General features: G+C 72.6%; 22 protein-coding genes and 1 tRNA gene. 10 read left to right on the top strand and 13 right to left on the bottom strand.

Annotated elements, in window-relative coordinates:
- The first annotated feature begins 32 nt into the window (after positions 1-32).
- Both KU893_RS04920 and tadA read left to right on the top strand, forming a co-directional pair.
- Positions 33-521, top strand: coding sequence for a tRNA adenosine deaminase-associated protein (locus tag KU893_RS04920; protein ID WP_218233234.1), 489 nt, complete (start codon positions 33-35; stop codon positions 519-521).
- Positions 522-680: 159 nt separating this feature from the next.
- The gene (tadA, locus tag KU893_RS04915) at positions 681-1,115 is read left to right on the top strand and encodes a tRNA adenosine(34) deaminase TadA (RefSeq protein WP_218233370.1); all 435 of its coding nucleotides are present in this window, start codon (positions 681-683) and stop codon (positions 1,113-1,115) included.
- A 79-nt stretch (positions 1,116-1,194) separates the two neighbouring features.
- Here the strand turns inward: tadA and eda are convergent, their stop codons facing one another.
- From eda to zwf, 3 genes are read right to left on the bottom strand one after another with little or no spacing between them, the layout of a single operon-like run.
- The gene (gene eda, locus KU893_RS04910) at positions 1,195-1,818 is read right to left on the bottom strand and encodes a bifunctional 4-hydroxy-2-oxoglutarate aldolase/2-dehydro-3-deoxy-phosphogluconate aldolase (RefSeq protein WP_246591932.1); all 624 of its coding nucleotides are present in this window, start codon (positions 1,816-1,818) and stop codon (positions 1,195-1,197) included.
- Entirely contained in the window at positions 1,805-3,655 is a 1,851-nt protein-coding gene (edd, locus tag KU893_RS04905) for a phosphogluconate dehydratase (protein WP_218233233.1), read from the bottom strand. Before edd ends, eda begins: the two co-directional genes overlap by 14 nt.
- On the bottom strand, positions 3,652-5,115 hold the full coding sequence (gene zwf / locus KU893_RS04900) for a glucose-6-phosphate dehydrogenase (RefSeq protein WP_218233232.1): 1,464 nt from the start codon (positions 5,113-5,115) through the stop codon (positions 3,652-3,654). Before zwf ends, edd begins: the two co-directional genes overlap by 4 nt.
- A 102-nt stretch (positions 5,116-5,217) precedes the next feature.
- On the opposite strand from zwf, the gene KU893_RS04895 reads away from it, so the two are divergent.
- Complete coding sequence (locus KU893_RS04895; protein WP_218233231.1) at positions 5,218-6,402, top strand: ROK family protein; 1,185 nt, start codon at positions 5,218-5,220, stop codon at positions 6,400-6,402.
- A 27-nt stretch (positions 6,403-6,429) separates the two neighbouring features.
- Here KU893_RS04895 and KU893_RS04890 read toward each other — a convergent pair whose 3' ends face one another.
- Both KU893_RS04890 and KU893_RS04885 read right to left on the bottom strand, forming a co-directional pair.
- Positions 6,430-7,005 (bottom strand): YceI family protein, encoded by a 576-nt coding sequence (locus tag KU893_RS04890; RefSeq protein WP_218233229.1) that lies wholly within the window; start codon positions 7,003-7,005, stop codon positions 6,430-6,432.
- Positions 7,002-7,340, bottom strand: a complete 339-nt coding sequence (locus KU893_RS04885; protein WP_218233227.1) for a rhodanese-like domain-containing protein — start codon at positions 7,338-7,340, stop codon at positions 7,002-7,004. Before KU893_RS04885 ends, KU893_RS04890 begins: the two co-directional genes overlap by 4 nt.
- Positions 7,341-7,445: 105 nt before the next feature.
- On the opposite strand from KU893_RS04885, the gene KU893_RS04880 reads away from it, so the two are divergent.
- The 5 genes from KU893_RS04880 to KU893_RS04860 all read left to right on the top strand — a co-directional run bounded on the left by KU893_RS04880 (position 7,446) and on the right by KU893_RS04860 (position 14,528).
- On the top strand, positions 7,446-7,898 hold the full coding sequence (locus tag KU893_RS04880) for a MarR family winged helix-turn-helix transcriptional regulator (protein ID WP_218233226.1): 453 nt from the start codon (positions 7,446-7,448) through the stop codon (positions 7,896-7,898).
- A 204-nt stretch (positions 7,899-8,102) separates the two neighbouring features.
- Positions 8,103-8,804 (top strand): hypothetical protein, encoded by a 702-nt coding sequence (locus tag KU893_RS04875; RefSeq protein WP_218233225.1) that lies wholly within the window; start codon positions 8,103-8,105, stop codon positions 8,802-8,804.
- A gap of 54 nt (positions 8,805-8,858) precedes the next feature.
- Positions 8,859-8,948 (top strand) — tRNA-Ser (locus KU893_RS04870).
- Positions 8,949-9,325: 377 nt separating this feature from the next.
- Entirely contained in the window at positions 9,326-13,750 is a 4,425-nt protein-coding gene (locus KU893_RS04865) for a CshA/CshB family fibrillar adhesin-related protein (RefSeq protein WP_218233224.1), read from the top strand.
- A gap of 163 nt (positions 13,751-13,913) precedes the next feature.
- Positions 13,914-14,528 (top strand): class E sortase, encoded by a 615-nt coding sequence (locus tag KU893_RS04860; RefSeq protein ID WP_218233221.1) that lies wholly within the window; start codon positions 13,914-13,916, stop codon positions 14,526-14,528.
- Between the two features lie 36 nt (positions 14,529-14,564).
- Here KU893_RS04860 and KU893_RS04855 read toward each other — a convergent pair whose 3' ends face one another.
- Positions 14,565-14,927: a hypothetical protein gene (locus KU893_RS04855; RefSeq protein ID WP_218233220.1), complete on the bottom strand. Its 363-nt coding sequence runs from the start codon at positions 14,925-14,927 to the stop codon at positions 14,565-14,567.
- 130 nt (positions 14,928-15,057) lie between these two features.
- Between KU893_RS04855 and KU893_RS04850 the strand changes: the two genes are divergently transcribed.
- Both KU893_RS04850 and KU893_RS04845 read left to right on the top strand, forming a co-directional pair.
- A complete protein-coding gene (locus tag KU893_RS04850; protein WP_218233219.1) occupies positions 15,058-15,942 on the top strand; it encodes an AAA family ATPase in 885 nt (294 codons plus the stop codon).
- A gap of 2 nt (positions 15,943-15,944) precedes the next feature.
- On the top strand, positions 15,945-17,351 hold the full coding sequence (locus KU893_RS04845; RefSeq protein ID WP_218233218.1) for a vWA domain-containing protein: 1,407 nt from the start codon (positions 15,945-15,947) through the stop codon (positions 17,349-17,351).
- Between the two features lie 22 nt (positions 17,352-17,373).
- On the opposite strand, the gene KU893_RS04840 is transcribed toward KU893_RS04845, so the two are convergent.
- The 7 genes from KU893_RS04840 to KU893_RS04810 form a co-directional block, all read right to left on the bottom strand.
- A complete protein-coding gene (locus tag KU893_RS04840) occupies positions 17,374-18,837 on the bottom strand; it encodes a flavin-containing monooxygenase (RefSeq protein WP_218233217.1) in 1,464 nt (487 codons plus the stop codon).
- The gene (locus tag KU893_RS04835; protein WP_218233216.1) at positions 18,838-19,548 is read right to left on the bottom strand and encodes a TetR/AcrR family transcriptional regulator; all 711 of its coding nucleotides are present in this window, start codon (positions 19,546-19,548) and stop codon (positions 18,838-18,840) included.
- Positions 19,549-19,576: 28 nt separating this feature from the next.
- Complete coding sequence (locus KU893_RS04830; protein WP_218233215.1) at positions 19,577-21,274, bottom strand: FAD-dependent oxidoreductase; 1,698 nt, start codon at positions 21,272-21,274, stop codon at positions 19,577-19,579.
- Between the two features lie 15 nt (positions 21,275-21,289).
- Positions 21,290-22,294, bottom strand: coding sequence for an AurF N-oxygenase family protein (locus tag KU893_RS04825; protein ID WP_218233214.1), 1,005 nt, complete (start codon positions 22,292-22,294; stop codon positions 21,290-21,292).
- A 230-nt stretch (positions 22,295-22,524) separates the two neighbouring features.
- Positions 22,525-23,937 (bottom strand): hypothetical protein, encoded by a 1,413-nt coding sequence (locus KU893_RS04820; RefSeq protein ID WP_218233212.1) that lies wholly within the window; start codon positions 23,935-23,937, stop codon positions 22,525-22,527.
- Positions 23,934-24,863 carry a hypothetical protein gene (locus KU893_RS04815; protein ID WP_218233211.1) on the bottom strand — a complete coding sequence of 310 codons (930 nt, stop codon included), beginning with the start codon at positions 24,861-24,863 and terminating at the stop codon, positions 23,934-23,936. The genes KU893_RS04820 and KU893_RS04815 overlap by 4 nt, the downstream gene beginning before the upstream one ends.
- A gap of 7 nt (positions 24,864-24,870) precedes the next feature.
- Positions 24,871-25,323 (bottom strand): WXG100 family type VII secretion target, encoded by a 453-nt coding sequence (locus KU893_RS04810; protein ID WP_218233210.1) that lies wholly within the window; start codon positions 25,321-25,323, stop codon positions 24,871-24,873.
- Positions 25,324-25,352: the final 29 nt, after the last annotated feature.

Raw genomic sequence — 25,352 nt, 5'->3', positions numbered from 1 at the left:
CCCTGCGACCGGTCCCGTGCCACGCTTGACGCATGACCGCCACGGCCATCGAATCGGTGGACTTCGCCCTTGCCGCCTACCGCGAGGAGGGCGTGTGGCAGGTGGCCGAGCTCTCGCCCGACCACGCCACCGACGTGGAGACGCTGGCCGCCGCCCTGCGCCGCTTTCCCGGTGACGGCGGTGCCGTCGGCCTGGTCGCGGTCGAGGAGGACTTCTTCGTGGTCGTCCGGGTCACCGGTCCGCGCACCCGGGTGATGCTCTCCGACATCACCGCGGCGACCGAGTGGGAGGTCGCGGCCGGCGTGGTCGAGCACCTCGGGCTGCCGCCGGTCGAGGACGAGGACGACCCCGAGCCCGCTGGCGACCTCGAGCTGCTCAGCGACCTCGGCGTGGGCGCGATGGACCTGGCCGCGATCCTCGACGACGACGAGCTGTACCCCGACGAGATGCTCTCCGAGGTCGCCCGCGGCCTCGGCTTCGGTGACCTCTTCGACGACGCCGTCGGCCTCACCTCCGCATGAGCGCCCCACCGAGTTCCTCGCCCCCGCCCCGCTCCGCCGAGCAACGCGGCGGGGACCCCGCATGAGCACCCCACCGAGTTCTTCTCCCCCGCTTCGCTCCGCCGAACAACTCGTCGGGGACCCCGCGTGAGCGCACCGCTCAGCCGCTGGGAGGACCCGATGCGGGCCGCCCTCACGGAGGCCGCCGCCGCGCTCGCGACCGGTGACGTGCCCATCGGCGCCGTCGTCGTCGACGCGTCCGGGGCGGTGGTCGGCACCGGACGCAACGTCCGCGAGCGCGACGCCGATCCCACGGGACACGCCGAGGTGGTCGCCCTGCGGCAGGCGGCCGCAGCCCGCGGCGAGTGGCGGCTCACCGGCTGCACCCTGGTCGTCACCCTCGAGCCGTGCACGATGTGTGCCGGCGCCGCCGTCCTGTCCCGGGTGGACCGCGTCGTCTTCGGTGCGTACGACGACAAGGCGGGTGCCGTGGGCTCGCTGTGGGACGTCGTCCGCGACCGCCGGCTCAACCACCGTCCCGAGGTCCTCGCCGGGGTGCTGGCCGAGGAGTCGGCCGCGCTGTTGGACGGCTTCTTCTCCGCCCAGCGCGCCTGAGATCGACCGCGCCCCATGCGTATTGGTCGTCATCTCCTCGTTTTCACGACCGATACGCATGGGGCGCGGTACCCCCCACTCAACCCAGCGCCGCCGCCTCGGCTGCGAGCTTGCTGATCCGCTCCCAGTCGCGGGCGGCGACGGCGTCGGGCGGGGTGAGCCAGGAGCCGCCGACGCAGCCCACGTTGGGCAGCGCGAGATAGCGGGGAGCCGACGTGGGCGTGATGCCGCCCGTCGGGCAGAACCGGGCCTGGGGAAGGGGGCCGGCGACCGAGCGGAGGTACGGCGCCCCGCCGGCCGCCTCGGCCGGGAAGAACTTCATCTCGGTCAGGCCGGCCTCGAGCACCCCCATCACCTCCGAGACCGTCGAGGTCCCGGGCAGGAACGCGAGACCGGTGTCGCGCATCGCGGCGAGCAGCGACGGCGTGCAGCCCGGCGAGACGAGGAAGCCGGCGCCCGCGGCGACGGCGGCCGACGCCTGGGCCGGGGTCACGACGGTGCCGGCGCCGAGGGCGATCTCGGGCACCTCGGCCGCGATCGCCCGGATCGCGTCGAGGGCGACCGGCGTGCGCAGGGTCAGCTCGATGGCGGGCAGGCCGCCGTCGACGAGGGCGCGCGCGATCGGGACCGCGGTGGTGAGGTCGTCGACGAGGACGACCGGCAGCACCGGGACCAGGTCGAGGACGGAGTCAGGCGCGGACAAGGGGGACCTCCGGGGACACGGCAGTGGGGACGGGGAAGACCGAGGCGCCCTCGTCGGCGGGGCCGACACTGGCCCGGAAGGCGGCGAACAGCTCGCGGCCGGTGCCCGCCCACGCCGTACCGGACGGCGCGGCACCGGTCGGGTCGCGGCGCGCGAGATCGGCGCCGATCCTCAGCACCCCGGCGTCCGGGTCGAGCGTGATCACGTCGCCGTCGCGCACCCGGGACAGCGGCCCGCCGAGCGCGGCCTCGGGGGTGACGTGGATGGCGGCGGGGACCTTGCCGGAGGCGCCGGACATCCGCCCGTCGGTGACGATCGCGACCCGCTGTCCCCGGTCCTGCAGGACGCCGAGCGCCGGTGTCAGCTTGTGCAGCTCGGGCATGCCGTTGGCGGCCGGGCCCTGGTACCGGATCACCGCGACCAGGTCGATCCCGTCCAGCTCGCCGTTCGCGAAGGCGAGCAGGAAGTCGTGCTGGTCGTCGAACACCCGCGCCGGCGCCGACACCACCCGGTGCCCGACCGCGACCGCCGACGTCTTCACCACCCCGGTGCCCAGCGGTCCGCGGACCACCTTGAGCCCGCCGTCCGCCGAGAACGGCGCGTTCGCCGGCCGCAGCACGGCCGGGTCCAGGCTCTCGGGGGGCCCCGGCCGCCACGACAGCTCGCCGTCGACGAGCACCGGCTCCTCGGTGTAGCGGCGCAGCCCGCGCCCCACGACCGTCTCGACGTCCTTGTGCATCAGTCCGGCATCGAGCAGGGTGCGCACCAGGAACCCGATCCCGCCGGCGGCGTGGAAGTGGTTCACGTCGGCCGCGCCGTTGGGGTACACCCGGGCGAGCAGCGGTACGACGGCCGAGAGGTCCGCGAGGTCGTCCCAGGTGAGCAGGATCCCGGCGGCGCGGGCGATCGCGACCAGGTGCAGGGTGTGGTTGGTCGACCCGCCGCTGGCGAGCAGGGCGACGCACGCGTTGAGGACGACCAGCTCGTCGACCATCTCGCCGATGCCCGGGGCGGCACCGGCGGCTCGCCGGACCGCCACCGCGGCGGCCTCGCGGGTCAGCGCGTCGCGCAGCGGCGTGCCCGGGTTGACGAAGGACGAGCCGGGCAGGTGCAGGCCCATCACCTCCATCAGCAGCTGGTTGGAGTTGGCGGTGCCGTAGAAGGTGCAGGTCCCCCGCGAGTGGTACGCCGCCGCCTCGGCCTCGAGCAGCTCCTCACGTCCGGCCTTGCCCTCGGCGTACCGCTGCCGGACCTGGGCCTTCTCGCCGTTCGGCAGACCCGAGGTCATCGGCCCGGCGGGGACGAGGACGGTGGGCAGGTGCCCGAAGGACAGCGCCCCGATCAGCAGGCCGGGCACGATCTTGTCGCAGACGCCGAGCAGCAGGGCCGCGTCGAACATGTCGTGCGACAGCGCGATCGCCGTCGCCATCGCGATCACGTCGCGGCTGTAGAGCGAGAGCTGCATGCCGTCGCGGCCCTGGGTGATGCCGTCGCACATCGCCGGCACGCCGCCGGCGACCTGGGCGAGGCCACCCGCCCGGATCACCGCGTCCTTGAGGACCGGCGGGTAGGCGCCGTACGGCTGGTGCGCGGAGAGCATGTCGTTGTAGCTGGTGACGATCGCCAGGTTGGGCTTCTGCCCGCGGGCCAGCTCGGTCTTCTCGCTGCCCTCGGCGGCGGCGAAGCCGTGCGCGAGGTTGGCGCAGGCGAGCCGCCCGCGCGCCGGGCCGCGGACCGCGGCGGCGCGCACCCGGGCGAGGTACGCCGCGCGGGTGGCCGCGCTGCGCTCGGTGAGTCGGCGGGTGACCTCGGCGAGGACCGGGTGGAGCGCGGTCATCGGCCGGCCTCCTGCCACCGCCGGCCGTCGCGGGCCAGCAGCCGGGCGGCGGCGGCCGGCCCCTCGCTGCCGGGGTGGTAGCGGACGGGTTCGACGGCGGCGCGCTCCCACTGCTCGAGCACGGGCTGCGTCCACGTCCACGCGGCCTCGACCTCGTCGCGACGCATGAACAAGGTGGGGATGCCGCGCATCACGTCCATGAGGAGGCGCTCGTACGGCTCCGGGCTGCGCTCGTCGAAGGCGTCGGCGTAGCTCAGGTCCAGCGAGGCGGGGTGCAGGCGGATGCCGCCGGGACCCGGGTGCTTCGCGGTCATGTGCAGCTGCATGCCCTCGTCGGGCTGCATCCGCACGGTGAGCCGGTTGGGCGTGGTGACGCCCTCGCTGTGCGGGAACATCGCGTGCGGCGGCTCCTTGAAGACGACCTCGATGGTCGACTCCTTGCGGGCCAGCCGCTTCCCGGTGCGCAGGTAGAACGGGACGCCGGCCCAGCGCCAGTTCTGCACCTCCGCACGCAGGGCGACGAAGGTCTCCGTCGTGCTCGGGTGCCCGACCTTCTCGCCGTACGACGTGTACTGGCCGCGCACGGTGAAGCGGTCGACGTCGGCCCCGGTGAGCGGCTTGAGGGCCTGCAGCACCTTGAGCTTCTCGTCGCGGACCGGGTCGCCGCCGACGTACGTCGGCGGCTCCATCGCGATCAGGCACAGCATCTGGAGCAGGTGGTTCTGCACCATGTCGCGCAGCGCGCCGGCCTTGTCGTAGTACTCGCCGCGACCCGCGACGCCGAGCGTCTCGGACACGGTGATCTGCACGTGGTCGACCCAGCGGGAGTTCCAGATCGGCTCCAAGAAGACGTTGGCGAAGCGGGTGACGAGCAGGTTCTGCACGCTCTCCTTGCCGAGGTAGTGGTCGATCCGGAAGATCTGTCGTTCCGCGAACACCCGGCCGACGGCGTCGTTCACCTGGTGCGACGAGGCGAGGTCGGCGCCGATCGGCTTCTCGAGCACGACCCGGCACTCCGGCGTGACCAGGCCGAGGGCGTCGAGCCGGTCGCAGATCGGTCCGAACAGCTCGGAGGCGACGGCGAGGTAGTGGATCCGGGTCGCCTCCTCCCCGGCGGGCCGGTCCGGCCGGTCCTTGAGCAGGCCGTGCAGCCGGTGCCAGTCGTCGGCGGAGCCGATGTCGAGGGAGAGGTGGTGCAGCCGGGCGGTCAGCCGGTGCAGCGCCCCGGCTTCGAGGTGGTCCTCGGCCACGTGGTCGAACAGGGCGCGGGTGACGAGGTCGCGGTAGCCGGCGTCGTCGAGCGGGCTGCGCGAGACGCCGATGATCCGGGTGCCGGCGGGGAGCTGCCCGCGGCGCTCCTGCTCGTAGAGGCCGGGCAGCAGCTTGCGCAGCGCCAGGTCGCCGGTGCCGCCGAACACGGTGAAGTCGCAGGGGGGAAGCACGAGGTCGGGTGCGGTCACCGGAGCAACGGTAGTGCGGAAGACTGCCTTCGGGAAGTCATGCTTATGTTTTTTTCGGGTTAAAGTCGCCGAGGTTTCGTTCCCGCCCTAGAGTTCGGTCGCATGACGGAGGTGCGGCAGCCGGTCGGGCGCGACACGGCGACGGCGGGGGAGCTGTTCGCGCTGGTGCGTTCGGGCCGTGCCGCCACCCGGGCCGACCTGGTCCGGCTCACCGGCCTGTCCCGGACCGCGGTGGTCGCCCGGGTCAGCGCGCTCGGCGAGGCCGGGCTGCTCCGGATCGGCGCCGAGCTCGCCTCCACCGGCGGCCGGCCCCCGGGCAGCCTCGAGCTCGACGCCGACGCCGGCACCGTGCTCGCCGTCGCGATCGGGCGCTCCCGCTCACAGGTCGCCGTCTTCGACCTCGGCGGCACCGAGCTCGCCGCCTCCGCCGTCGACCACGACGTCGGCGCCGGACCCGACCTCGTCATGCCCGGGGTCGCCGACCAGCTGGTGCGCCTGCTCGAGCCGACGACCCCGCCCGTGCTCGGCATCGGCATGTCCCTGCCCGGCGCCGTCGACACCGAGCGCGGCGTCAGCGTGGACACGCCGGTCATGGCTGGCTGGGACGGGATCCCGCTGGCGCCGTACCTCGCGAGGGTGGCCGACGCCCCGCTCTTCTTGGCCAACGACGCCGACATCCTCGCGCGCTCGGAGTACCTCGGCCACGCCGCGCAGGCCCGCGACCTGCTGGTGCTCAAGGCCTCCACCGGCCTCGGCCTCGGCGTCGTCGCGGGCGGCCGGATCGTCACCGGCGCCCTCGGCGCCGCCGGCGAGCTCGGCCACACCAAGGTCGCGGAGGCGGCCGGCCGCCCGTGCCGGTGCGGCGACGTCGGCTGCCTGGAGACCATCGCCGCGGGATGGGCACTGGTGGCCCGGCTGCGCGAGGAGGGCCGCGACGTCGAGCACGTCCGCGACCTCGTCGCCCTCGCCCTCGCCGGCGACCCCGAGGCCAAGCAGCTGCTGCGCGAGAGCGGCCGGATGGTCGGCGAGCTGCTCGCGGTCGCCATCAACCTGCTCAACCCGCGCGCCGTCGTGCTCGGCGGCGACATGGCCGCGGCCTACGACGTCTACGCCGCGGGTGTGCGGGAGGCGGTCTACGCGCGGTCCTCCGCGCTCGCGACCCGCGAGCTGCAGTTCCTGCCGTCGACGTACGGCGACCGGGCCGGTCTCGTCGGGTGCGCCGCCCTGGCGCTGGACGAGGTGCTCAGCCCGGCCGCCGTGGACGCCCGGCTGCGGCGTCCGGCCTGAGCGGCCCGGCGCCTCCGGGGGTGCCGGTCAGCCGGCGAGGACGGTCTCGACGTCGATGGTGATCTCGATGTCCTTGCTGACCAGCAGTCCGCCGGCCTCCAGCGCGACGTTCCAGGTGACGCCGAAGTCCTCACGGTTGACCCGGGTCGACGCCGAGAAGACCGCGCGCACCCCACCCCACGGGTCGCGCACCTGACCCTCGAACCGGACGGAGAGGTCGACCGAGCGGGTCACGCCGTGGATGGTCAGGTCGCCGGTGACGGTGCCGGCCCGGCTGCCGGGGTCGCCCCACGCGACCCGGGTGCTGCGGAAGGTCGCCTCGGGGAAGGTCGCGACGTCGAACAGCTCGGCGGAGCGCAGGTGCTCGTCGCGGTCCGCGCTGCCCGAGCTGACGCTCGCCATGCCGATGACCACGTCGACCTGCGAGCGCGTGATGTCCTCGGCGATGGTGAGTGCGCCGGTGACGTCGGTGAACCGGCCCCGCACCTTGGTGACCATGAAGTGGCGACCGGTGAAGGAGACGTCGGCGTGCCCGGGGTCGATCTCCCAGCGGCCGGGTGTGGGGAGTGCGGGGGCGGTGAGGCCGGTCCCGGTGGCGGTCATGCCGGCACCCCCGTCTCGACCGGGCGTCCCGACTCGACCCAGTCCTGGATCCCGTCCGGGTACGTGCGGACATCGGTGTAGCCGAGGGCCTCGAGGCGTCGGGCGAGGGCCCCGCTGTTGCCGCAGGCGCGGTTCGAGCAGTAGGTCACGACGGTCCGGTCGCGGTCGGGGAGCAGGGCGGCGGCGTGGGTGGCGGCGTCCGGCTCGACGAGGTTGACGGCGCCGGGCAGGTGGGCCTGGCGGTAGTACGCCTCCGGCAGGGCGTCGACCAGCGTCAGCGGGTGGCCGCTCTCGATGAGCTCGACGAGCTCGGTGCCGGTGAGGTCCTTGACCATGGGTGGTTCTCCTTCACTAGATATGTGCGTGTGCACGTACATGATTGCTCGGGTCGACCCTTCCGTCAAGGTGCGTGCGCACGCACGGAGATCTACGATGGCGCCATGGCACGCAACGCGCAGGATGAACCGGGCGTCACCGCATGGGCCGCACTGCTGCGGGCCCACGCGGCCGTCGTCCCCAAGCTGGGGCGGGCGGTCGCCGCCGCCGGTCTGCAGATCTCCTGGTACGACGTGCTGCTGGTGCTCAACGCCGCACCGCAGCGGCGGCTGCGGATGTCGGACCTCGGTGCGGCGGCCGTGCTGAGTCGTGAGCAGATCAGTCGTGTGGTCAGCGAGCTGGAGCGCGCCGGCCTGGTCGCGCGGGTGCCCAACCCGGACGACAAGCGCTCGTCGTTCGCGACCATCACCGACGCCGGTCGTCAACGGCTGCGGACCGCTGCGCCGGCGTACCTCGCCGCGATCGAGGAGCACTTCGCCCGGCACCTGACCGCGACCGAGGTCGCCGCCGTCAGCCGCGCGCTCGGCAAGGTGGTCGCGGCCGAGGAGCAGGCATAGGTCGGCTCGGCCCGCCCCGTGCCGTTGTGGCGCCCCGTCCGAGCGGGGCAGGGCCCGGCGCCGGGACGCGCGTCCCGGGCCGTGGGAGGACGGCCGTCCTGACTTCGCGTCCCCGCGTCCCGACCGGGGCCGAGTGTCTTCCCCGGGTGCCTGGGGCCGCCTAGCGTCCTGCCCGTCCACCCCCCGCAGCCCTGGAGAGCTCCCATGAAGCCCCGCCGTCTCGCCACCCGCTCCGCCCCGGTCGGGATCGCCGTCCTCGTCGCCGTCGCCGTCCTCGGCAGTGCCGGCGGTGCGGTCGCCGGCTCCATGATCACCGGCGCCCAGGTCAAGAACGGGAGCCTCACCGGCCGCGACCTGCGCGACGGCTCGGTCGCCGGCGCCGACGTGGGCGACGGCTCGCTCAGCGGGGGCGACGTGGGCGACGGCTCACTGACCGGCGGCGACGTCGCGGACGGGTCCCTGACCGGCGGCGACGTCGCGGACGGCTCGCTGTCCAGCAGGGACCTCGCCGACGTGCCCGCCGTGTGGGGTGCCGGCAGTGACCAGCCCGCCTCGGCGTCGGCCGACGACGGCGTCCAGGCCACCACCACCTTCACCACCGAGAAGGGCTTCCTGCACCTCACCGCCACGCTCGAGGCCGAGGACGAGGCCGGCAGCGCGGGCTTCGGGTCCGTGCTCTACCGCGTCGTCGTCGACGGCCGCCGCGTCACGCCCGTGCACCACGTCGAGTTCACCGCCCCCGGCGCCACCGTCCCCGGCGCCCTCACCGCCGTCGTCCCGGTCGCCGCGGGCCAGCACACCGTCGCCCTGCTCACCACCGAGGCCGGCACGGGCTCGGTCGTCCAGGCCCGCGAGCTCACCGTCGTCTACGCGCCGTCCGGCGGCGGGACCGTCACCGTCAGCTGACCGGCCGCCACCCGGATTTCGGACGGCCGACACCGCTCCGGTAATGTTCCCCGCGGTGACGTGTCCGAGCGGCCTAAGGAGAACGCCTCGAAAGCGTTTGTGGGCGCAAGTCCACCGAGGGTTCAAATCCCTCCGTCACCGCCAGATGAAACACGACAGAACCCTCGGTGAGCGAGAGCTCACCGAGGGTTCTGTCGTGTGCGCCCCGGGCGTCCCGGGGCGGACGCACGTCCCGGTCGGGCGGTACGGCCTGATGCAGGCGTTCCGGGAGCGCTGGGACGGATCCTTCTCATCTCCGCGCTCATCTCCGCGCATCCGGTAGGCCGAGGAACAGATTTTACTCGGCAGTCGCGTAAGCCGCGCCCGAGCGGCCGCGTCTGGGTCATAGAAGCCCCGACCGCAGTAGCTCAGGAGTAACGCATGTTTGCCGCCGAACCGACACTGTCGCCTGCTCCCTCAGGCTGCCAACGCTCGTCCAGCCACCGCGCCGGCTCCGGCGCCGTCCGGGCCGGGGGTCCGGCATGAGCAGGGGAAGGCACCAGCAGCTCGGGTTCCTGCGCCGCCGCCCCCAGGCTCGTCGTGGGATCGGCATCCTGAGCCTGGTCCTCGCCATTCTCACCGTCGGCCTCGCGGTGGCCTCCAACCCGGCGAGCGCGCAGTACGCGACCGGCGGATCGGGCCTCTACAAGGGCACGATCGACTGGTTCGAGTGGGGCAGCGCGGGGCAGTCGATCCCGGCCGGCGGGACGACCCGGACCAACACCCGGACGATCGCGGGGCAGACGCTCGCGACGACCTGCACGATCAGCAGCATCCAAGGTGGCCTGCAGACCTACCGGCCGGGAACCTGGGTCGGCGACGCGCTGGACAACCTCTACAACGTGGGCGGCGCCAACACGAGCAACCAGCTTGTCAACGGTCTGGCCAACTCCGTCTACGGCGACACGGTGAGCTTCCACTTCGCCTGCTCGGCGACGTTGGACGGCGTCCCGATCCCGCTGCAGGGACTGGTGATGGGCGACGCCGAGGCGAGCAACACCTGGGTCAACGAAGACCCGGCCGGCAACGAGTACATCCAGGCCACGCCGGACCAGGCCGGGACCGTGTGGCGGGTCATCGACCGGTACGGCAACTGCGCCACCTCGGCGGACGCGATCCTGACCGGCAACACGCTGCGGCTCGCGCCGGACGGCCTGGAGTGCTACAGCGTCAACGGCACGCCGGGGCCGATGGCGGTCGCGTTCATGGACGGCGCCACCAGCGCGAGCGTCGAGCTCAAGGGCGGCGGCCACACCGCGATCGCCCTGGGCGTGGTGCTGCAGACCGACTTCGGCGACGCGCCCGCGTCGTACGGCGCCGCCGGGTCGATCATCGACCCGGGCTGGCAGGGTGGCACCGTCCCGGCGGGCACCACCAACGTGTCGAGCACCAGCTTCACCCTCGGCACCCCCAAGGCGCCGTCGCTCATGCTCGGCTCCAGCATCGACTCCGAGGCCGCCCCCCTGTACTCGAGCGCCGCGAACGGCGATGACACCTCCGGGGTGGACGACGAGGACGCGATCGCGGCGCCCGGAACGGTGGCGACCTTCCCGGGCGCGACCTACCAACAGTCCAATGTCGCGTGTACGGGGACCGGGTTCATCACCGGCTGGATCGACTGGAACCGCAACGGGGTGTTCGATCCCGCCACCGAGGCCTCGAACACGGCGGCCTGTGTCGGGGGATCGGCGTCGCTGACCTGGACCGTTCCGGCGGGCGTGACCGCCGGCCCCAGCTACCTGCGCCTGCGCCTGGCCACCACCGCCGCGGCATCGGCCGCTCCCACGGGCCTCGTGGCCGACGGCGGCGAGGTCGAGGACTACGCGCTCACAATCCAGCTGCCCGCCGTCACCGTGCGCGTGGTGAAGAACCTGCCCGACGGCCGCAAGGCGGCCGGCGACCAGTTCGGTCTCTCGGTCACCGGAAGTGGGATCTCCACCGGGAACACCGGGACGACCACCGGCTCGGAGACGGGCCTGCAGAACCAGCAGGCGAGTGAGATCGCCGGTCCGGTCGCGGGCGTTGCGGGCGCGACGTACACGATCGCCGAGACGGCCGCGGGGACGACGTCCCTGGCCGACTACCTGTCGAGCTGGACCTGCGTGGACGCGGTGAGCGGGACCACCCTGTCGTCCGGCTCCGGTGCCACCGGGCAGTTCACCATGCCGAACGACCCGGTCAACGGCGCCAACGTGACGTGCACGATCACCAACGTGCCGGCCGCGCCGAGCATCACGATGGTCAAGTCGGCGGGTGCGCCGGTGGATGTGAACGGCAACGGGGTGACCGACGCCGGGGACACGATCCAGTACTCGTTCCTGGTGACCAACACCGGCAACGTCACGATGTCGAGCATCACGGTGTCGGACCCGATGCTGGCTGGTGCCGGGATCTCGATCAGCTGCCCGGTGACGACGTTGGCTCCGGGTGCGTCGACGACGTGTACGGCGGATGCCGGGTATCCGGTGACGCAGGCTGATGTGGATGCTGGTGAGGTCGCGAACTCGGCGACGGTGACGGGTACGCCGCCGACCGGTCCGCCGGTGACGCCGCCGCCGTCGACGACGGTGACGCCGATCGACCCGGCCCCGGCGTTGGGCTTCGTGAAGTCGGCGGGTGCGCCGGTGGATGCGAACGGCAACGGGAAGTCCGATGCCGGGGACACGATCCAGTACTCGTTCATGGTGTCGAACACGGGCACGGTGACCATCGACAATCTGGTGGTCAGCGACCCGATGCTGGCTGCGGCTGGGATCTCGATCAGCTGCCCGGTCACGACGTTGGCGCCGGGTGAGAGCACGGTGTGTGTTGCGGATGCGCCGTATGTGGTGACGCAGGCCGATGTGGATGCCGGCGAGGTGAAGAACACCGCGACGGTGACGGGTACGCCGCCGACCGGTCCGCCGGTCACGCCGCCGCCGTCGACGACGACCACGACGCTGCCGGAGGCGCCGGTGCTGGAGTTCGTGAAGTCCGCGGGTGCGCCGGTGGATGTGAACGGCAACGCGATGACCGATGCCGGGGACACGATCCAGTACTCGTTCGAGGTTGCGAACACCGGCAATGTGACGGTCAGTGACCTGGTGGTCACTGACCCGATGCTGGCGGGTGTGGGGATCACGATCAGCTGCCCGGTCACGAGCCTGGCTCCGGGTGCCTCGACGACGTGTGTCGCGGATGCGCCGTACGTGTTGACGCAGGCTGATGTGGATGCCGGTGAGGTGACGAACACCGCGACGGTGACGGGCAAGGACCCCAAGGGCAACCCGGTGACGCCGCCGCCGTCGACCACGACCACGCCGATCGACCCGGTCGCGACCCTGGACTTCGTGAAGTCGGCGGGTGCGATCGAGGATCTCGATGGCAACGGTTCGGATGCGGGTGACACGATCCAGTACTCGTTCGAGGTGACCAACACCGGCAGCGTGACCATCGCCGATGTGGTGGTCTCGGATCCGCTGGTGGGTTCGGTGACCTGCCCGGTGACGACGTTGGTGCCGGGTGCCTCGACGACGTGTGTCGCGGATGCGCCGTACGTGTTGACGCAGGCGGATGTGGATGCCGGTGCGGTGGAGAACTCCGCGACGGTGACGGGTACGCCGCCGACCGGTCCGCCGGTCACGCCGCCGCCGTCGACGACGGTGACGCCGATCGATCCGGTCGCGACCCTGGACTTCGTGAAGTCCGCGGGTGCTCCGGTGGATGTGAACGGCAACGGGGTGACCGATGCGGGTGACACGATCCAGTACACGTTCGAGGTGACCAACACCGGCAACGTGACCATCACCGACGTCGTGGTCAGCGACCCGATGCTGGCTGCGGCGGGCGTCTCGATCAGCTGCTCGGTCACGACGCTGGCGCCGGGTGAGTCGACCACGTGCACCGCGGACGCGGTCTACGTGCTGACCCAGGCGGATGTGGACGCCGGTGCGGTGGAGAACTCCGCGATGGTGACGGGCACGCCGCCGACCGGTCCGCCGGTCACGCCGCCGCCGTCGACCACGGTGACGCCGATCGACCCGGTCGCGAGCCTGGACCTGGCCAAGGACGTGGAGAAGACCAAGCTGGTCGCCGGTGACACGCTCACCTACACGATCACCGCGACCAACACCGGGAGCGTCACGTTGAGTGGGGTGTCCATCAGCGAGGACTCGTTCACCGGATCGGGCGCGATGTCGGCCCTGGCCTGCACTCCGGCGCAGCCGGCCGTGCTGGCTCCGGGCGAGAAGCTGGCGTGCACGGCCGCCTACGCGGTGACCACCGCCGATGTGGCTGCCGGCATCGTGACCAACGTCGCCTCGGCGACCGGAACCCCGCCCGGCGGCACCCCGTTGCCGCCCGTGCGTGACGACGCCCGGGTGCCGGCCCCGCCGGTCCCCGCCGCACCGGTCACGCCGGGCCTGGGCCTGCACAAGCGGGTGGATCGTGTCGTCGACGTCAACCACAACGGGAGGAACGACCAGGGCGACGAGATCTACTACGAGTTCGACGTGACCAACACCGGGAACACCACCATCACCCGGGTGCACGTTGACGACAAGCGGCTCGCCGACCGGGGGATCACGATCACCTGCCCGACCACGAAGCTGTCGCCGGGACAGATGGTCACCTGCGCGGCCGACGCGCCGTACGTGATCACCGCGGCGGACGTGAGGCGCGGTGGAGTCCGCAACGTGGCCACCGCGGACGGCACTCCGCCGAAGGGCACGAAGCTGCCGCCGAGTCCCCCTAGCAGCACCCACACCGCCACGCAGTCCTCGGCGCCCACGTCCGGCGGGCCCGAGCTGCCCAACACCGGTGGACCGGCCCTGGCGGCTCTCGGTGGTGGCCTGCTCGCTGTCGTCCTCGGCCTGGGCATGATCGTCCTCGGTCGCCGCCGGCGGGAGGAAGCGGAGAGCGCTCGTTGAGTGCGGGGGAGCACCGTCGCGCGAAACGCGGCATCAGGACGGCGCAGGCCACGGTGACTCCCGCAGGCACGCGTCGTGGGGGGGGGGGGGGGGGGGCCCGCCCCCCCCCCCCGCCCCCCCCCCCCCCCCCCCCCCCCGCAGCCCCCGGCGGATCCTCACCGTCGTGGGTGCCCTCCTGGCGGTCGGTGGCCTTGTCGTGACCGGGTATGTCGGGTGGCAGTTCGTCGGCACCAACCTGGTCGCGAGGCACCACCAGGGGGTTGTCACGGACGAGATCAACGCCGACTGGGACGAGGAGGGGACATCGGGTGACGCGGTCGATGATCGCTGGCGTCCCGGCGACGGCATCGCCCTCGTGCGGGTGCCCCGGTTCGGCGACGACTACGAGATGCCGCTGGTGGCCGGCACCAACGACGACGACCTCGCCCGAGGGATCGGATGGTTCCCCGAGAGCGCTCGTCCCGGCGAGGTGGGCAACTTCGCCATCGCCGCCCATCGGGTGACGCACGGCGAGCCGTTCAGCAAGATCCTGGACCTCCGTGCCGGCGACGAGGTCATCGTCGAGACCCGCACCCACGTCTACACCTACCGCCTGGTCGAGGACGGCGACGCGCGGGTGGTCGACTTCACCGAGACCTGGGTGCTCGACCCGGTGCCCGGCAAGCCGGCCAGCGAACCCTCCGAGAGTCTGATCACCCTGGTGACCTGCGCGGAGATCTTCCACACCGACGACCGCAACGTGGTCTTCGGTGCCCTGCAGACAGCGCAACGGAAGTGACGGCTCCCGAGGAGAGCCAGACCCCGCCGGTGCGCGTCAGGCGTCGTGGGGGCCGAGGCAGACGGCGACCAGCTCGCCCGCGATCTCGCCGGAGAACACGGCCCAGCCGCGGTCGAAGGACACCAGCTCGGTGGCGCCGTCCGGAGTGCGGACGATCGCCTTGCTCGGGATGACGTCGCGGTCGAAGCCGGTGACCGAGCACCGGTTCTCCTCCATCAACGAGTCGAGCGGACCCGCCGACATGTCGATCCGGCGAGCCGGGTCGACCGGCGGACGCTCGGTGACCGAGCCCATCGCGCCGAAGCCGACGAGCAGGGTGAGCGCGGCGACGGTGGTCGCCGTACGCACGGCGTGGACGCTCACCCGGAGCCAGGCCGGGGACGTGACGGAACCACTCATGACGTCCCCCTTGTCCATCGCCTGATCAGCCCGTTGCCGGGTCGTTCCCCACTGCCCGGGACAACGAGCAGGTGGCGTTCGGGTCACGACCGCGTGACCTGGCCGACACCCGGCACGGCAGGATGGGCCCATGACCTGGTTCGACGCACCGGCCGACGCGGCCACCCGGCTCGCGACCGCGGGCTACCTCGCGGACGCCGCCACGGCGACCACCACCTACCTCGCCGGCGCCCTCGAGAAGCCTCTGCTGCTCGAGGGGCCGGCCGGTGTCGGCAAGACCGAGCTGGCCAAGGCGGTGTCGCGGGCGACGGGCGCCGAGCTGGTCCGGCTGCAGTGCTACGAAGGCCTCGACGAGGCGCGGGCGCTGTACGAGTGGAACTACAAGAAGCAGCTGCTGCGGATCCAGGCGGCCAACGCCGGCGGCGGTGCTGACGGGGGCGTCGACTGGGATGCCACCCACGACGACATCTTCTCCGAGGAGTTCCTGCTCACTCGGCCGCTGCTGAGCGCGATCCGTCGCGAGGAGCCGACCGTCCTGCTCATCGACGAGGTCGACAAGACCGACATCGAGGTCGAGGGCCTGCTGCTGGAGGTGCTCAGCGACTTCCAGGTGACCATCCCCGAGCTCGGCACCGTGGCCGCCACGCGGCGGCCGTTCGTCGTCCTCACCTCCAACGCGAGCCGAGAGCTCTCCGAGGCGGTCAAGCGCCGCTGCCTCTACCTCCACATCGACTACCCCGACGCGGCCCGCGAGCGGCAGATCCTGCAGCAGCAGGTGCCCGGCCTCGACGACCGCATCGCAGAGCAGCTCGTGAGCACCGTCGGCCGGCTGCGGGAGCTGGAGCTGAAGAAGGCGCCGTCGATCGCCGAGTCCGTCGACTGGGCCCGGACGCTGATCGCGCTGGAGATCCGCGACCTCGACGCGAAGGCGATCGCCGACACCCTCGGCGCGGTCCTCAAGCACCAGTCCGACCACGAGCGCGCGGTCAAGGAGCTCAAGCTGGCGAGGTCCTGATCGTGGACGCGGCGGACCAGTCCGGCCTCCTCGACCGCCACCTGGCGTTCGTCGAGGCGCTGCGCGGCGCCGGCCTGTCGGTCTCGCTCGCCGAGGACATCGACTCGCTGGCTGCGCTGGGGGCGGTCCGCTGGGGCGAGCGGGCGATGGTGCGCGACGCGTTCGCCGCCACGATGGTGAAGAAGCAGGCCCAGCGCACGACCTTCGACGCGCTCTTCGACGTCTACTTCCCGGCGATGGTCGGCGACGGCGCGGCAGCAGCCGCGGCGAGCGACCAGGCCGGCGAGGGAGCCGTGCGTGACAACGCGACGGCCCTCGTCGACTTCCGCGACCGCCTCGCCGAGGCGCTCGAGGCAGCCCAGCTCGACGATGCCGAGCTGCGCCGGATTGCCGCCGAGATGGTCGGCGTCTTCGGGGCTATGCCGGGCCGAGGCCCCGGCCTGTCCTCCTGGTCGGCCTACACGGCCCTGCAGCGGGTCGCCCCCCAGGAGCTGGTCGACAAGCTGGTGGCCGGCCTGATGGGCGAGGGCGTCGACGAGGAGGACGCCCGCCGGCAGGCCAACCGTCGCGTCGGCTCCTTCACCGCGATGGTCGAGGAGGACGCCCGACGCCGGATCGCCGAGGAGAAGGGCCCCGACCACGTCGCCGACGTCGCCATCCGCCCGAGCATCGACAAGCTCGCTTTCATGGCCGCGCGCCGGACCGACCTCGACGAGATGCGCAAGGAGATCTTCCCCCTCGCCCGCCGGCTCGCCACCCGGCTCGCCAAGGAGCAGCACTCCTGGCACGCGCGCACGGCGCCGCTCGACTTCCGTCGTACCGTCCGTGCCTCGATCGCCACCGGCGGCGTGCCGATCACCACCCACCACCGCCCCAAGCGGCCGCACCGCACCGACCTCGTGGTGCTCTGCGACGTCAGCGGCTCGGTCGCCAACTTCGCCCAGTTCACGCTGCTGTTCGTCTTCGCGCTGCGCGAGGTATTCCAGAGCATGCGGGCCTTCACGTTCATCGACCACGTCCACGAGGTCACCGGCCACTTCCGGCCCGGCGCCGACCCGGTCGACGTCCTCAGCGACCTCGCCGCCGCCACCTCCCACGCAGCGCTGTGGGGACGCACCAACTACGGCCGCGCGTTCACCAAGTTCGAGGAGAACCACCTCGACGCGCTGACGCCCAAGACGACCCTGCTCATCCTCGGCGACGCCCGCTCCAACTACAGCGACCTCCACGAGGACGCGCTGCGCCGGCTGACCGGGTCGGTGAAGCGCACCTTCTGGCTCAACCCGGAGCACGAGCACAACTGGGGCACCGGTGACTCCGCCGCGCCGGCGTACGGCGAGATCGTGCGGATGATCGAGTGCCGCAACCTGACCCAGCTCGGGGAGTTCGTGCACGACCTGGCCTGGTGAGGGCGAGAAATGAGTCTTCGGCTCAGGCGCTGAACTCCAACGTCTCGTCCTCCACCGGCTTGCGGAACACGAGGATGTCCTTGAAGTAGTTCATCTTCAGCCGCCACGGGAACGTCGCCCCCTGCTTGGGCAGCGAGTCGATCGAGCGCATCACGTAGCCGGCCTCGAAGTCGAGGAAGGGCTCCTCGGTGACGGACGGGTCGCGACGGGGGACGACCGTCCGGGCGCCGGTCTCGTCCATGCGGCGCAGCAGCTTGACGACGTACTCGCACACGAGGTCGGCCTTCAGCGTCCACGACGCGTTGGTGTAGCCGATGATGAACGCGAAGTTGGGGATGTCGCTGAGCATCAGGCCCTTGTAGGCCATGGTCTCCGAGGGCGCGACCTTGGTGCCGTCGATGCCGAGGGTGGCGCCGCCGAAGAGCTGAAGGTTGAGGCCGGTGGCGGTGACGATGATGTCCGCCTCCAGCTCCTTGCCCGACGCCAGCAGGATCCCCTTCGGGGTGAACCGGTCGATGTGGTCGGTGACGATGTCGACGGTGTGCTGGCGCAGCGCCTTGAACAGGTCGCCGCCCGGCACCGCGCACAGCCGCTGGTCCCAGGGGTCGTACGGCGGCTGGAAGTGCTCCTCGAAGCTGACGTCGTCGGGCAGCTGACGCTCGAGCAGCTTGCGCAGCAGGGCGCGCGACTCCTTGGGCCGGGCCTGGCAGAACTCGTAGAAGGCGATCCGGCTGGTCAGGTAGCGGGTGCGGACCAGCTTCTGGGCGATCTTGTCGGGCAGCCGGCGGTACATCTGGGCCGACACCCTGTCGTACGTCGGCTGGCTGATGATGTAGGTCGGGGTCCGCTGCAGCATCGTGACGTGCCCGGCGCCGGAGCCGGCCAGGGCGGGGATCAGGGTGACGGCGGTGGCGCCGGAGCCGATGACCACGACCCGCTTGCCGGCGTAGTCGAGGTCCTCGGGCCAGTGCTGCGGATGGACGATCTGGCCTTCGAAGTCCTCGACGCCCGCGAAGGTGGGGGTGAACCCCTCGTCGTAGCGGTAGTAGCCGGTGGTCGACCACAAGAAGCCCGCCGTCAGCTCGATGGTCTCGCCGGTGTCGGTGCGCTCGACGGTGATGGTCCAGCGGGCGTCCTCGGTGGAGAACTCCGCGTGCACCAGCTTGTGGTGGTAGCGGATGTGCTCGTCGATGCCGTTCTCGGCCGCCGCCTCCTCCAGGTAGGCGAGGATGTCGGGCCCGTCGACGATCGCCTTGGCGCCCTTCCACGGCTTCCAGCCGAAGCCGAGGGTGTGCATGTCGGAGTCGGAGCGGATGCCCGGGTAGCGGAACAGGTCCCAGGTGCCGCCGAGGGAGTCGCGCATCTCCAGTACCGCATAGCTCTTGGAGGGAAACGCCTTGGTGACGTGGTACGCCGCGTCGATGCCGGACAGGCCGGCGCCGACGATCAGCACGTCGAGGTGCGTGGCGTTGCTGGTGTCGCTCATTCAGGCTTCCTTGAAGTTGAGGAGCTGCTCGACCGGGAGGTCGGGCACCTCGATCCTGCGGGACGCTGCGAGCCCCTCGATCTGCAGCCAGGTCACGTCGGCGAGCAGCCGGATGAACTGAGGGGCCGGGGGGAGGAGCTCCTCGCGTGAGCTCCAGCTACGGACGGCGGCGATCACGCCGCCGACGAGCAGGAAGACGTACGGCGTGAGCGCGTTGCGGTCGTCGTCGTCGACCGGCGCGTCGAGGAGGGCGAGGACGCCGCCGATGACGAGCTCGATCTGCTCGGCGATCTGACCGATCGCGTCGTCGAGGGGCTTGGAGGTGGCCCCCGCGATGTCGCGCTCGGCGAAGCGCATCCAGGCGACGTGCTCGGCGCCCCAGCCGACGTACGCGGCGATGATCCGGTGCACGATCTCGCGGGGCGTCCCCTCGAGGGTGACCGCAGCGAGCAGCAGCTCGCCGGCACGGTTGCAGATCTCCTGCTGGATGGCGACGTCGAGGTCGGTGCGGTCCTCGAAGTAGCGGTAGAGCACGGTGCGGTGCACCGACGCCTCCTCGGCGATCTGCTGCACGCTCAGCTCGGCGCCGGGCGCCAGGTCGCGCTCCAGCACGGTCAGCGCGGCCTCGATGACGGCCTGGCGGCGGTCGGCGTTGTGCTGCTGCCAGCGCCGCTTGCGCCCGTCGGTCTCGTCGCGCCGCGCCGTCCCCATGACCACTCCTCGCATCGTCACGCCGCTGTCACGACGTGAGCGACACGGTACGCCGCAGCAGTCCCCGGCGGCGTACGGCGGCCGGCGGCTCCGCGACCGAGCGCTGCTCGGCGAGGTCGGTGATCTTGGCGCGGGGCCGCCCGGTCCGCGCGCCGCGCTCGCGCTCGGCGGCGTCGAGGCGCTGCCAGCTGGCGAGGTCGCCGGCGCCGGGGTGCCGCTCGGCCACCAGTGCCGCGAGGGCGTCGGCCGAGCCGGTGGGCGCGGGCAGGCCGGCGTCGAGGTCGTCGAGGAGGGTCTGGACGGTCTCCTGGGCGTCGGTCTTGTTGGTGCCGATGAAGCCGACCGGACCGCGCTTGATCCAGCCCACGACGTAGACGCCCGGCTCGACCCGGCCCTCGTGGTGGGGGACGGTGGCGGTGCGTTCGTCGAACGGCAGCCCGGGGACCGGGGTGCCACGGTGGCCGACCGAGCGGACGACCAGGCCGGCGTCGAGGACGAAGGTGTCGTCGGTGGCCTCGGCGCGGACGCTGCCGTCGGCGGTCTCGACGAGGCGGTTGCGGGCGACCCGGACGCCGGTGACCCGTCCGTCGGCGCCGAGGACCTCGACGGGGGAGACCGCGAAGCTGAGCACGATCCGGCGCCTGGCGCTGTCGGCCGCGACCGGGCGCTCGGCGAGCTCGCGGAGCAGCGCGCTGCGCTGGTCGTGGCCGGTGAGCAGCGCGGGGTCGGCGTCGACGACCACGTCGACGTCGTCGAGCGCGGCGAGGCCGATCAGCTCGGGAACGGTGAACGCCGCCTGCGCCGGGCCGCGACGGCCGAGGACGACCACCTCGCGCACGTTGCTCGTTCGCAGCTGGTCGAGCGGTCCGGGTGCCAGGTCGGTGCGCTCGAGGACCTCGAGCGGCCGGGCCAGGATCCGCGCCACGTCGAGCGCGACGTTGCCGTTGCCGACGACGACCGCACGACCCGACGGGTTGGACACCGGGCCGAGCGGGACGTCGAGGTCCTGCTGCTCCGGGTGGCCGTTGTACCAGCCGACCAGCGCGGTCGCGGGCACGGAACCGGCCAGGTCCTCGCCGGGGATGTCGAGGCTGCGGTCGGCGGAGGCGCCGACGGCGTACACGACGGCGTCGTAGTGGGCCCGCAGGTCGGCCAGCGTCACGCCGCCGTCCGTCCCCACCTCGACGTCGAGGAAGTAGCGGAACCGCGGCTGCCGCTCGATCGCCTCGAACAGCCGGGTGACCAGCTTGGTGGAGGCATGGTCGGGCGCGACGCCGTGCCGGACCAGGCCGTACGGCGTCCGCAGCCGGTCGTAGACGTCGACGCCACCGACCTCGGGGTGCTTGAGCAGCTCGTCGGCCGTGTAGAGCCCGGCCGGGCCGGCGCCGATCACCGCGACCCGGAACGGACCGGTGCGCGTGAGCCGGCGCTGCGGCGGGACCAGCGCGACCGGCGTCCGGTCGGCGTGCGGGAACGCGTCGTAGTAGGCGGCGTTGAGCTCGAGGAAGGGCAGCTGCTTGGTCGTCAGGGCGGCGTCCGGCACCATCGCCCCGACCGGGCAGGCCGTCGCGCAGGCGCCGCAGCCGACGCACGCGGTCGCGTCGACGTACACCATCTCGGTGGTGCCGAAGCCGGGCTCGCCCGGCGCGGGGTGGATGCAGTTGACCGGGCAGGCGACGACGCACGAGGCGTCGGCGCAGCACGACTGCGTGACGACGTAGGCCATGTCAGCTCCGGACGGTCAGACCGCGGCGGACTTGGGCTCGCTGCGGAAGCGCGAGGGGCTGCCGTGGATGCCGAGCGCGCGCCACACGAGCCGGGAGACCTTGTTCATCAGGCCGAGCTCCTCGGCGAGCATCCGCACGTCGCCGAAGGTGTCACGCAGCAGCTTCTGGGACTTCTCGGACTTCCAGTAGACCTCCCGCATCACGTCCTTGGGGATGTCGAGGTCCTTCTGCATCTGCTTGGTCGGCTTCATGATCACGTCGCACAGCACCCGCATGACGACGGGGTAGGCCAGGGAGAGGCCGAAGCGCTGCAGCCGGCCGTAGTCCTTGGAGCGCTCGACCAGGTAGGTGTGCGCGAAGCCGATGTGGCGGGCCTCCTCGGCGACGTGGATCTGCATCACGCGGGTGACGATCGGGTGCAGCTCGTGGCCCGAGCGCAGTACCGACTTCTGCAGGTAGTCGATCGGCTCCTCACCGGCGAGGATGCCGAAGAAGAAGAGGTTGGGCAGCGGGCCCCCGGCCAGGCACAGGAACGGCGCGACCTTGATGAACCAGCCCGGGCCGCCCTTCACGTCGACGCCGATCCGGTTCACGCCCTCCTGGAACATCTGGGTGTGGTGGCACTCCTCGGTCACCTCGTGGGTGGAGTAGCGGAACTCCGCACGGTTGTTGCCCATCGGGATGAGGTGGCTCATGATGCCGCCGATCAGCACCTGCTCGAACTGCAGGCCGACCTTCATGATGTTGGCGAGGCGGTACTGGCCGATCTCGATCTGCCGCTCCAGGGGAAGCGACTTGTACCAGTCCGTGCCGCCGAGCGAGTCGATCTCGGGGAGCACCCAGCGCGGGTCGTCCGGGACGACCTCGAACTCCGGGCTGTCCCAGGCGATGTCGAGGAACGCGTCGAAGTGCTGGTGGACCGACGCCTCGGACAGCACGCGCAGCGTGTCTTGGTAGCTGAGGCCCGCCAGGTCGTGCGCGGTGGGGGTGTCGATCGGGGCGTCGGCAGTCGCAGTCATGGGTCCTCGGTCCGTTCTCATCATCGAAATCGGGAGCATGCACGCTGTTAGCGCAACAACATGTTGCATACATTGACCGGGGTTTTGTCAAGGAAATCGACCGGAAACGGCGCGCGAGACGGCCGGGAGCGACGGAAGGTGTGACGTGGATCGCGTCGCCGGTGCACCGCGCCCCATGCGAATCGGTCGCGGATCACCCCGATCGGCGACCAGTTCGCATGGGGTGCGGTTCAGGGGCGCAGGAAGCCGAGGGTGCGCCAGCGGGCGAGCGCCGCGAGGAGGTCGGGGTGGTCGGCACGGTCGGCCGCCCGCCCACCGGCGACGAGGGGCGGGACGTCGGGGTCCGCGCCGGCGTCGTACACGACCGTGAGGCGGTTGGGCGCGCCGGCGTTGATGAGCGAGCCGAGAAGGGCGACCGGGTTGCTGCGGTCCTCGAGCGAGAGCACCTGCACGTCGGCCGGCAGCAGCGCGAGCTGGGTCGCGGGGGCGTCGGCGGTCACGACCTGGTCGACGACGAAGCCGGGCAGGTCGGTCCGGGTGGCGACCTCGAGGGCGGCCGCGCCGCCGCTGCCGCGACCGACGAGGAGCACCCGGGTCGGCTCGTCGCCCGGCTCCACGGCGGCGGCCAGCGCACGGACGAGCGCCGAGGCCTCGCTGGAGGCGTCGCCGGAGACCAGCCGGAGCCGGCCGGCAGCCGGCGCGGGGGCGGTGTCGGGGGCGGCGTCGGGGAGGAAGGCGACCAGACGGCCGGGCGCGGCCCGCAGGACCCGGACCGGACCGCGCTGCTCCTCGGCCAGGATCGTCATGAGATCCCCCAGCCCCGACGGCACCTCGGCGCCGTCGACGCTCGCCGCGTCCCCCGCTCCCCGCCCCGGGGCCTGCGCCGTCTCGGTGCCGGCCTCGGTGCCGGCCTCGGTGCCGCCCTCGGTGCCGCCCTCGGTCAGGCCGACCGCGACGTCGCGGAGCGCGGCAGCCCAGTCGTCGGGCAGGGGGGCGATGCCGGTGGCGCGTAGGCCCCCGGCCCGTGCCGAGCGCCCAGCCTCGCCGGACAGCACGCCCGCGGTCAGCAGCCCGCGCATCTGCAGGCTGTCGAGCACGCCGCCGCCGGTGGTGACGTGCTCCATCAGCTCGGGGTGGGCCTCGGCCAGCTCGCCGAGGTACGCCGCCACGCCGTCGCGGTCGAGTGCATCGGTCTCGATCAGGCCGGCCGCGACGATCGCGCCGCCGAGGTTGACCTCGGGCGCGAGGTAGCCGATCGCCCGCCCCGCGATCGAGCCGAGGGTCTGGTACGCCGCCGCCTGGAGCTCGTCGATCCAGCGATAGGTCAGCACGGTCGCGCGCAGGACGAGCGCGTCCGCGTCGAGCTCGATCGACCGGCTCAGCAGGCTGCCCTTGCCGGTGGTCGCGGCGCGCACCTCGTCCTCGGCGGTGCGCCACGTGGTGGGGGAGAGCGACGCGGAGTCGGTGACCTCGGGGTCGGTCAGCACGTCGCTGCCGAGCTGCGACCACTCCCGCATCTGCGCGCCGGCGTCGTCGAACAGGTCGGCCAGGCGCAGCATCTGGTCGTACTTGTCGGCCAGGTCGGCGACCTCGACCGCCGTGCGCGGCTGCTGCTCCCCGATGCTGGGGTCGGGGTGGGTCATCGGGCCGCCTCCCCGAGGACGGGGGCGACGACCGCTGCCAGCTCGTCGGGCACGACGGAGCGCAGCTCCAGGCGCAGCACGCCCTCCTCGTGGTGCGGGCGCAGCGCCCGCCAGCCGTCGGCGAGCAGCGTCCAGGACACGACGCCCACGGTGTCGACCCGGGGCCCGGAGACGTCGGCGACCAGGGCCCGCAGCCGTCCGCGGGCCTCGCCGGCCAGCGCCGCGAGCAGGGCGACCGCCGACGGGTCGTCGAGCGCGCCGTCCGGGCCTCGCACCGCGCCGTGGTGGCGGGCCGCGAGCACGGGCAGCAGGTCGCCCCGGCCCGAGCCGCTCGCCTCGGCGGCCGCGTCGGCGAGCTCGAACGGCAGGTCGACGTACGACGGCACGGCGGACCGCGCGAGGGTGACCTCCGCGGAGACCGCGGCGACCCGCGCGAGCTCGGCGGCCCACGCGTCGGTGCCGAACCAGCCGATCTCGTGGACGATCCCATCGACGGTGGCGAGCGAGGCCACCGCGTCGCCGTCCTGGCGGTGCCAGACCTTGGCCTGCGCGCCGCCCATCGCCACGTCGGCGTCGAGGGCGAGGCGCGGGGACGCGAGCAGGCCGATCGCGCCGGCGAGCCCGGCGTCGAGGACCCCGTCCACGGTCAGGCCGCGACGCTCGAGCGAGTCGGCCGGGTCGTGCAGGGCGTCGACGACGGCGCGGAACGCCTGGTCGTCGAGGGTCGCCGGGCTCTGCCCGAGCCGGGCCTGCATGGCGTCGGCGGTGGACGGCGCCGAGACCTCGAACGGCAGCGGCGCGTCGCCGGCGAGACGGGCGGCGTGCTGCAGCTCGGCGAGGGTGAGGCCGATCCGGCGCGGCGCGGCGGCCAGGGCGTCGCCGCCGGGGCGCGGCGGTGAGACGGAGGTGAGGTCGACGGTCGGCATCCGCGGATCAGCGCTCCAGGCCGGGAAGGTCGATGGCGAGCCAGTCGCGGTGCCCGGAAGGCGGCGGCGTGAACGCGGCGAGCGCCTCGTCGAGAGGGTCGGGCATGACCTGCGGACTGTCGCCGGACTCGTTGCGACGGGCGATGGCGGAGATCCGGGCGTGCGCGTCGGCGACGAGCGCCGCCACTCGGGCCTCGGTGGTGGCGATCTCCTCGCGCACCGCGTCGACGCTCTCGGCGTGGTCGGCCAGGGCGTCGGCGGCACCGGTGTGCCGCTGGGCCGCCACCCGCAGGTGGCTGGCCCGCTCGGTCACCCGCTCCCGCATCGCGTCGGCGGCCCGACCGGTCCAGCCGAGGCTCTCGACCCGGGCGACCAGCTCGTCGGCGAGGGCGCGCACGTCGGCCCCCTGGTCCCGTAGCTGGGTGGCACGACGCCGGATGACCTCGCTGTCGCCGTACATGAGACGCGCCCTTCCCTGTTCCCGCTCGG

Source organism: Nocardioides daeguensis (genome assembly GCF_019192965.1).
GTDB classification, from domain to species: Bacteria; Actinomycetota; Actinomycetes; order Propionibacteriales; family Nocardioidaceae; genus Nocardioides; species Nocardioides daeguensis.
The sequence above is the reverse complement of the archived record's forward strand: the minus strand, read 5'-3'. Positions and strand labels throughout refer to the sequence as shown.

Coding starts and splice junctions, on each gene's coding strand:
- KU893_RS04920 (WP_218233234.1), top strand. CDS start 33: ATGACCGCCACGGCCATCGAATCGGTGGACTTCGCCCTTGCCGCCTAC.
- tadA (WP_218233370.1), top strand. CDS start 681: ATGCGGGCCGCCCTCACGGAGGCCGCCGCCGCGCTCGCGACCGGTGAC.
- edd (WP_218233233.1), bottom strand. CDS start 3,655: ATGACCGCGCTCCACCCGGTCCTCGCCGAGGTCACCCGCCGACTCACC.
- KU893_RS04895 (WP_218233231.1), top strand. CDS start 5,218: ATGACGGAGGTGCGGCAGCCGGTCGGGCGCGACACGGCGACGGCGGGG.
- KU893_RS04890 (WP_218233229.1), bottom strand. CDS start 7,005: ATGACCGCCACCGGGACCGGCCTCACCGCCCCCGCACTCCCCACACCC.
- KU893_RS04885 (WP_218233227.1), bottom strand. CDS start 7,340: ATGGTCAAGGACCTCACCGGCACCGAGCTCGTCGAGCTCATCGAGAGC.
- KU893_RS04880 (WP_218233226.1), top strand. CDS start 7,446: ATGGCACGCAACGCGCAGGATGAACCGGGCGTCACCGCATGGGCCGCA.
- KU893_RS04875 (WP_218233225.1), top strand. CDS start 8,103: ATGAAGCCCCGCCGTCTCGCCACCCGCTCCGCCCCGGTCGGGATCGCC.
- KU893_RS04865 (WP_218233224.1), top strand. CDS start 9,326: ATGAGCAGGGGAAGGCACCAGCAGCTCGGGTTCCTGCGCCGCCGCCCC.
- KU893_RS04855 (WP_218233220.1), bottom strand. CDS start 14,927: ATGAGTGGTTCCGTCACGTCCCCGGCCTGGCTCCGGGTGAGCGTCCAC.
- KU893_RS04850 (WP_218233219.1), top strand. CDS start 15,058: ATGACCTGGTTCGACGCACCGGCCGACGCGGCCACCCGGCTCGCGACC.
- KU893_RS04840 (WP_218233217.1), bottom strand. CDS start 18,837: ATGAGCGACACCAGCAACGCCACGCACCTCGACGTGCTGATCGTCGGC.
- KU893_RS04835 (WP_218233216.1), bottom strand. CDS start 19,548: ATGGGGACGGCGCGGCGCGACGAGACCGACGGGCGCAAGCGGCGCTGG.
- KU893_RS04830 (WP_218233215.1), bottom strand. CDS start 21,274: ATGGCCTACGTCGTCACGCAGTCGTGCTGCGCCGACGCCTCGTGCGTC.
- KU893_RS04825 (WP_218233214.1), bottom strand. CDS start 22,294: ATGACTGCGACTGCCGACGCCCCGATCGACACCCCCACCGCGCACGAC.
- KU893_RS04820 (WP_218233212.1), bottom strand. CDS start 23,937: ATGACCCACCCCGACCCCAGCATCGGGGAGCAGCAGCCGCGCACGGCG.
- KU893_RS04815 (WP_218233211.1), bottom strand. CDS start 24,863: ATGCCGACCGTCGACCTCACCTCCGTCTCACCGCCGCGCCCCGGCGGC.
- KU893_RS04810 (WP_218233210.1), bottom strand. CDS start 25,323: ATGTACGGCGACAGCGAGGTCATCCGGCGTCGTGCCACCCAGCTACGG.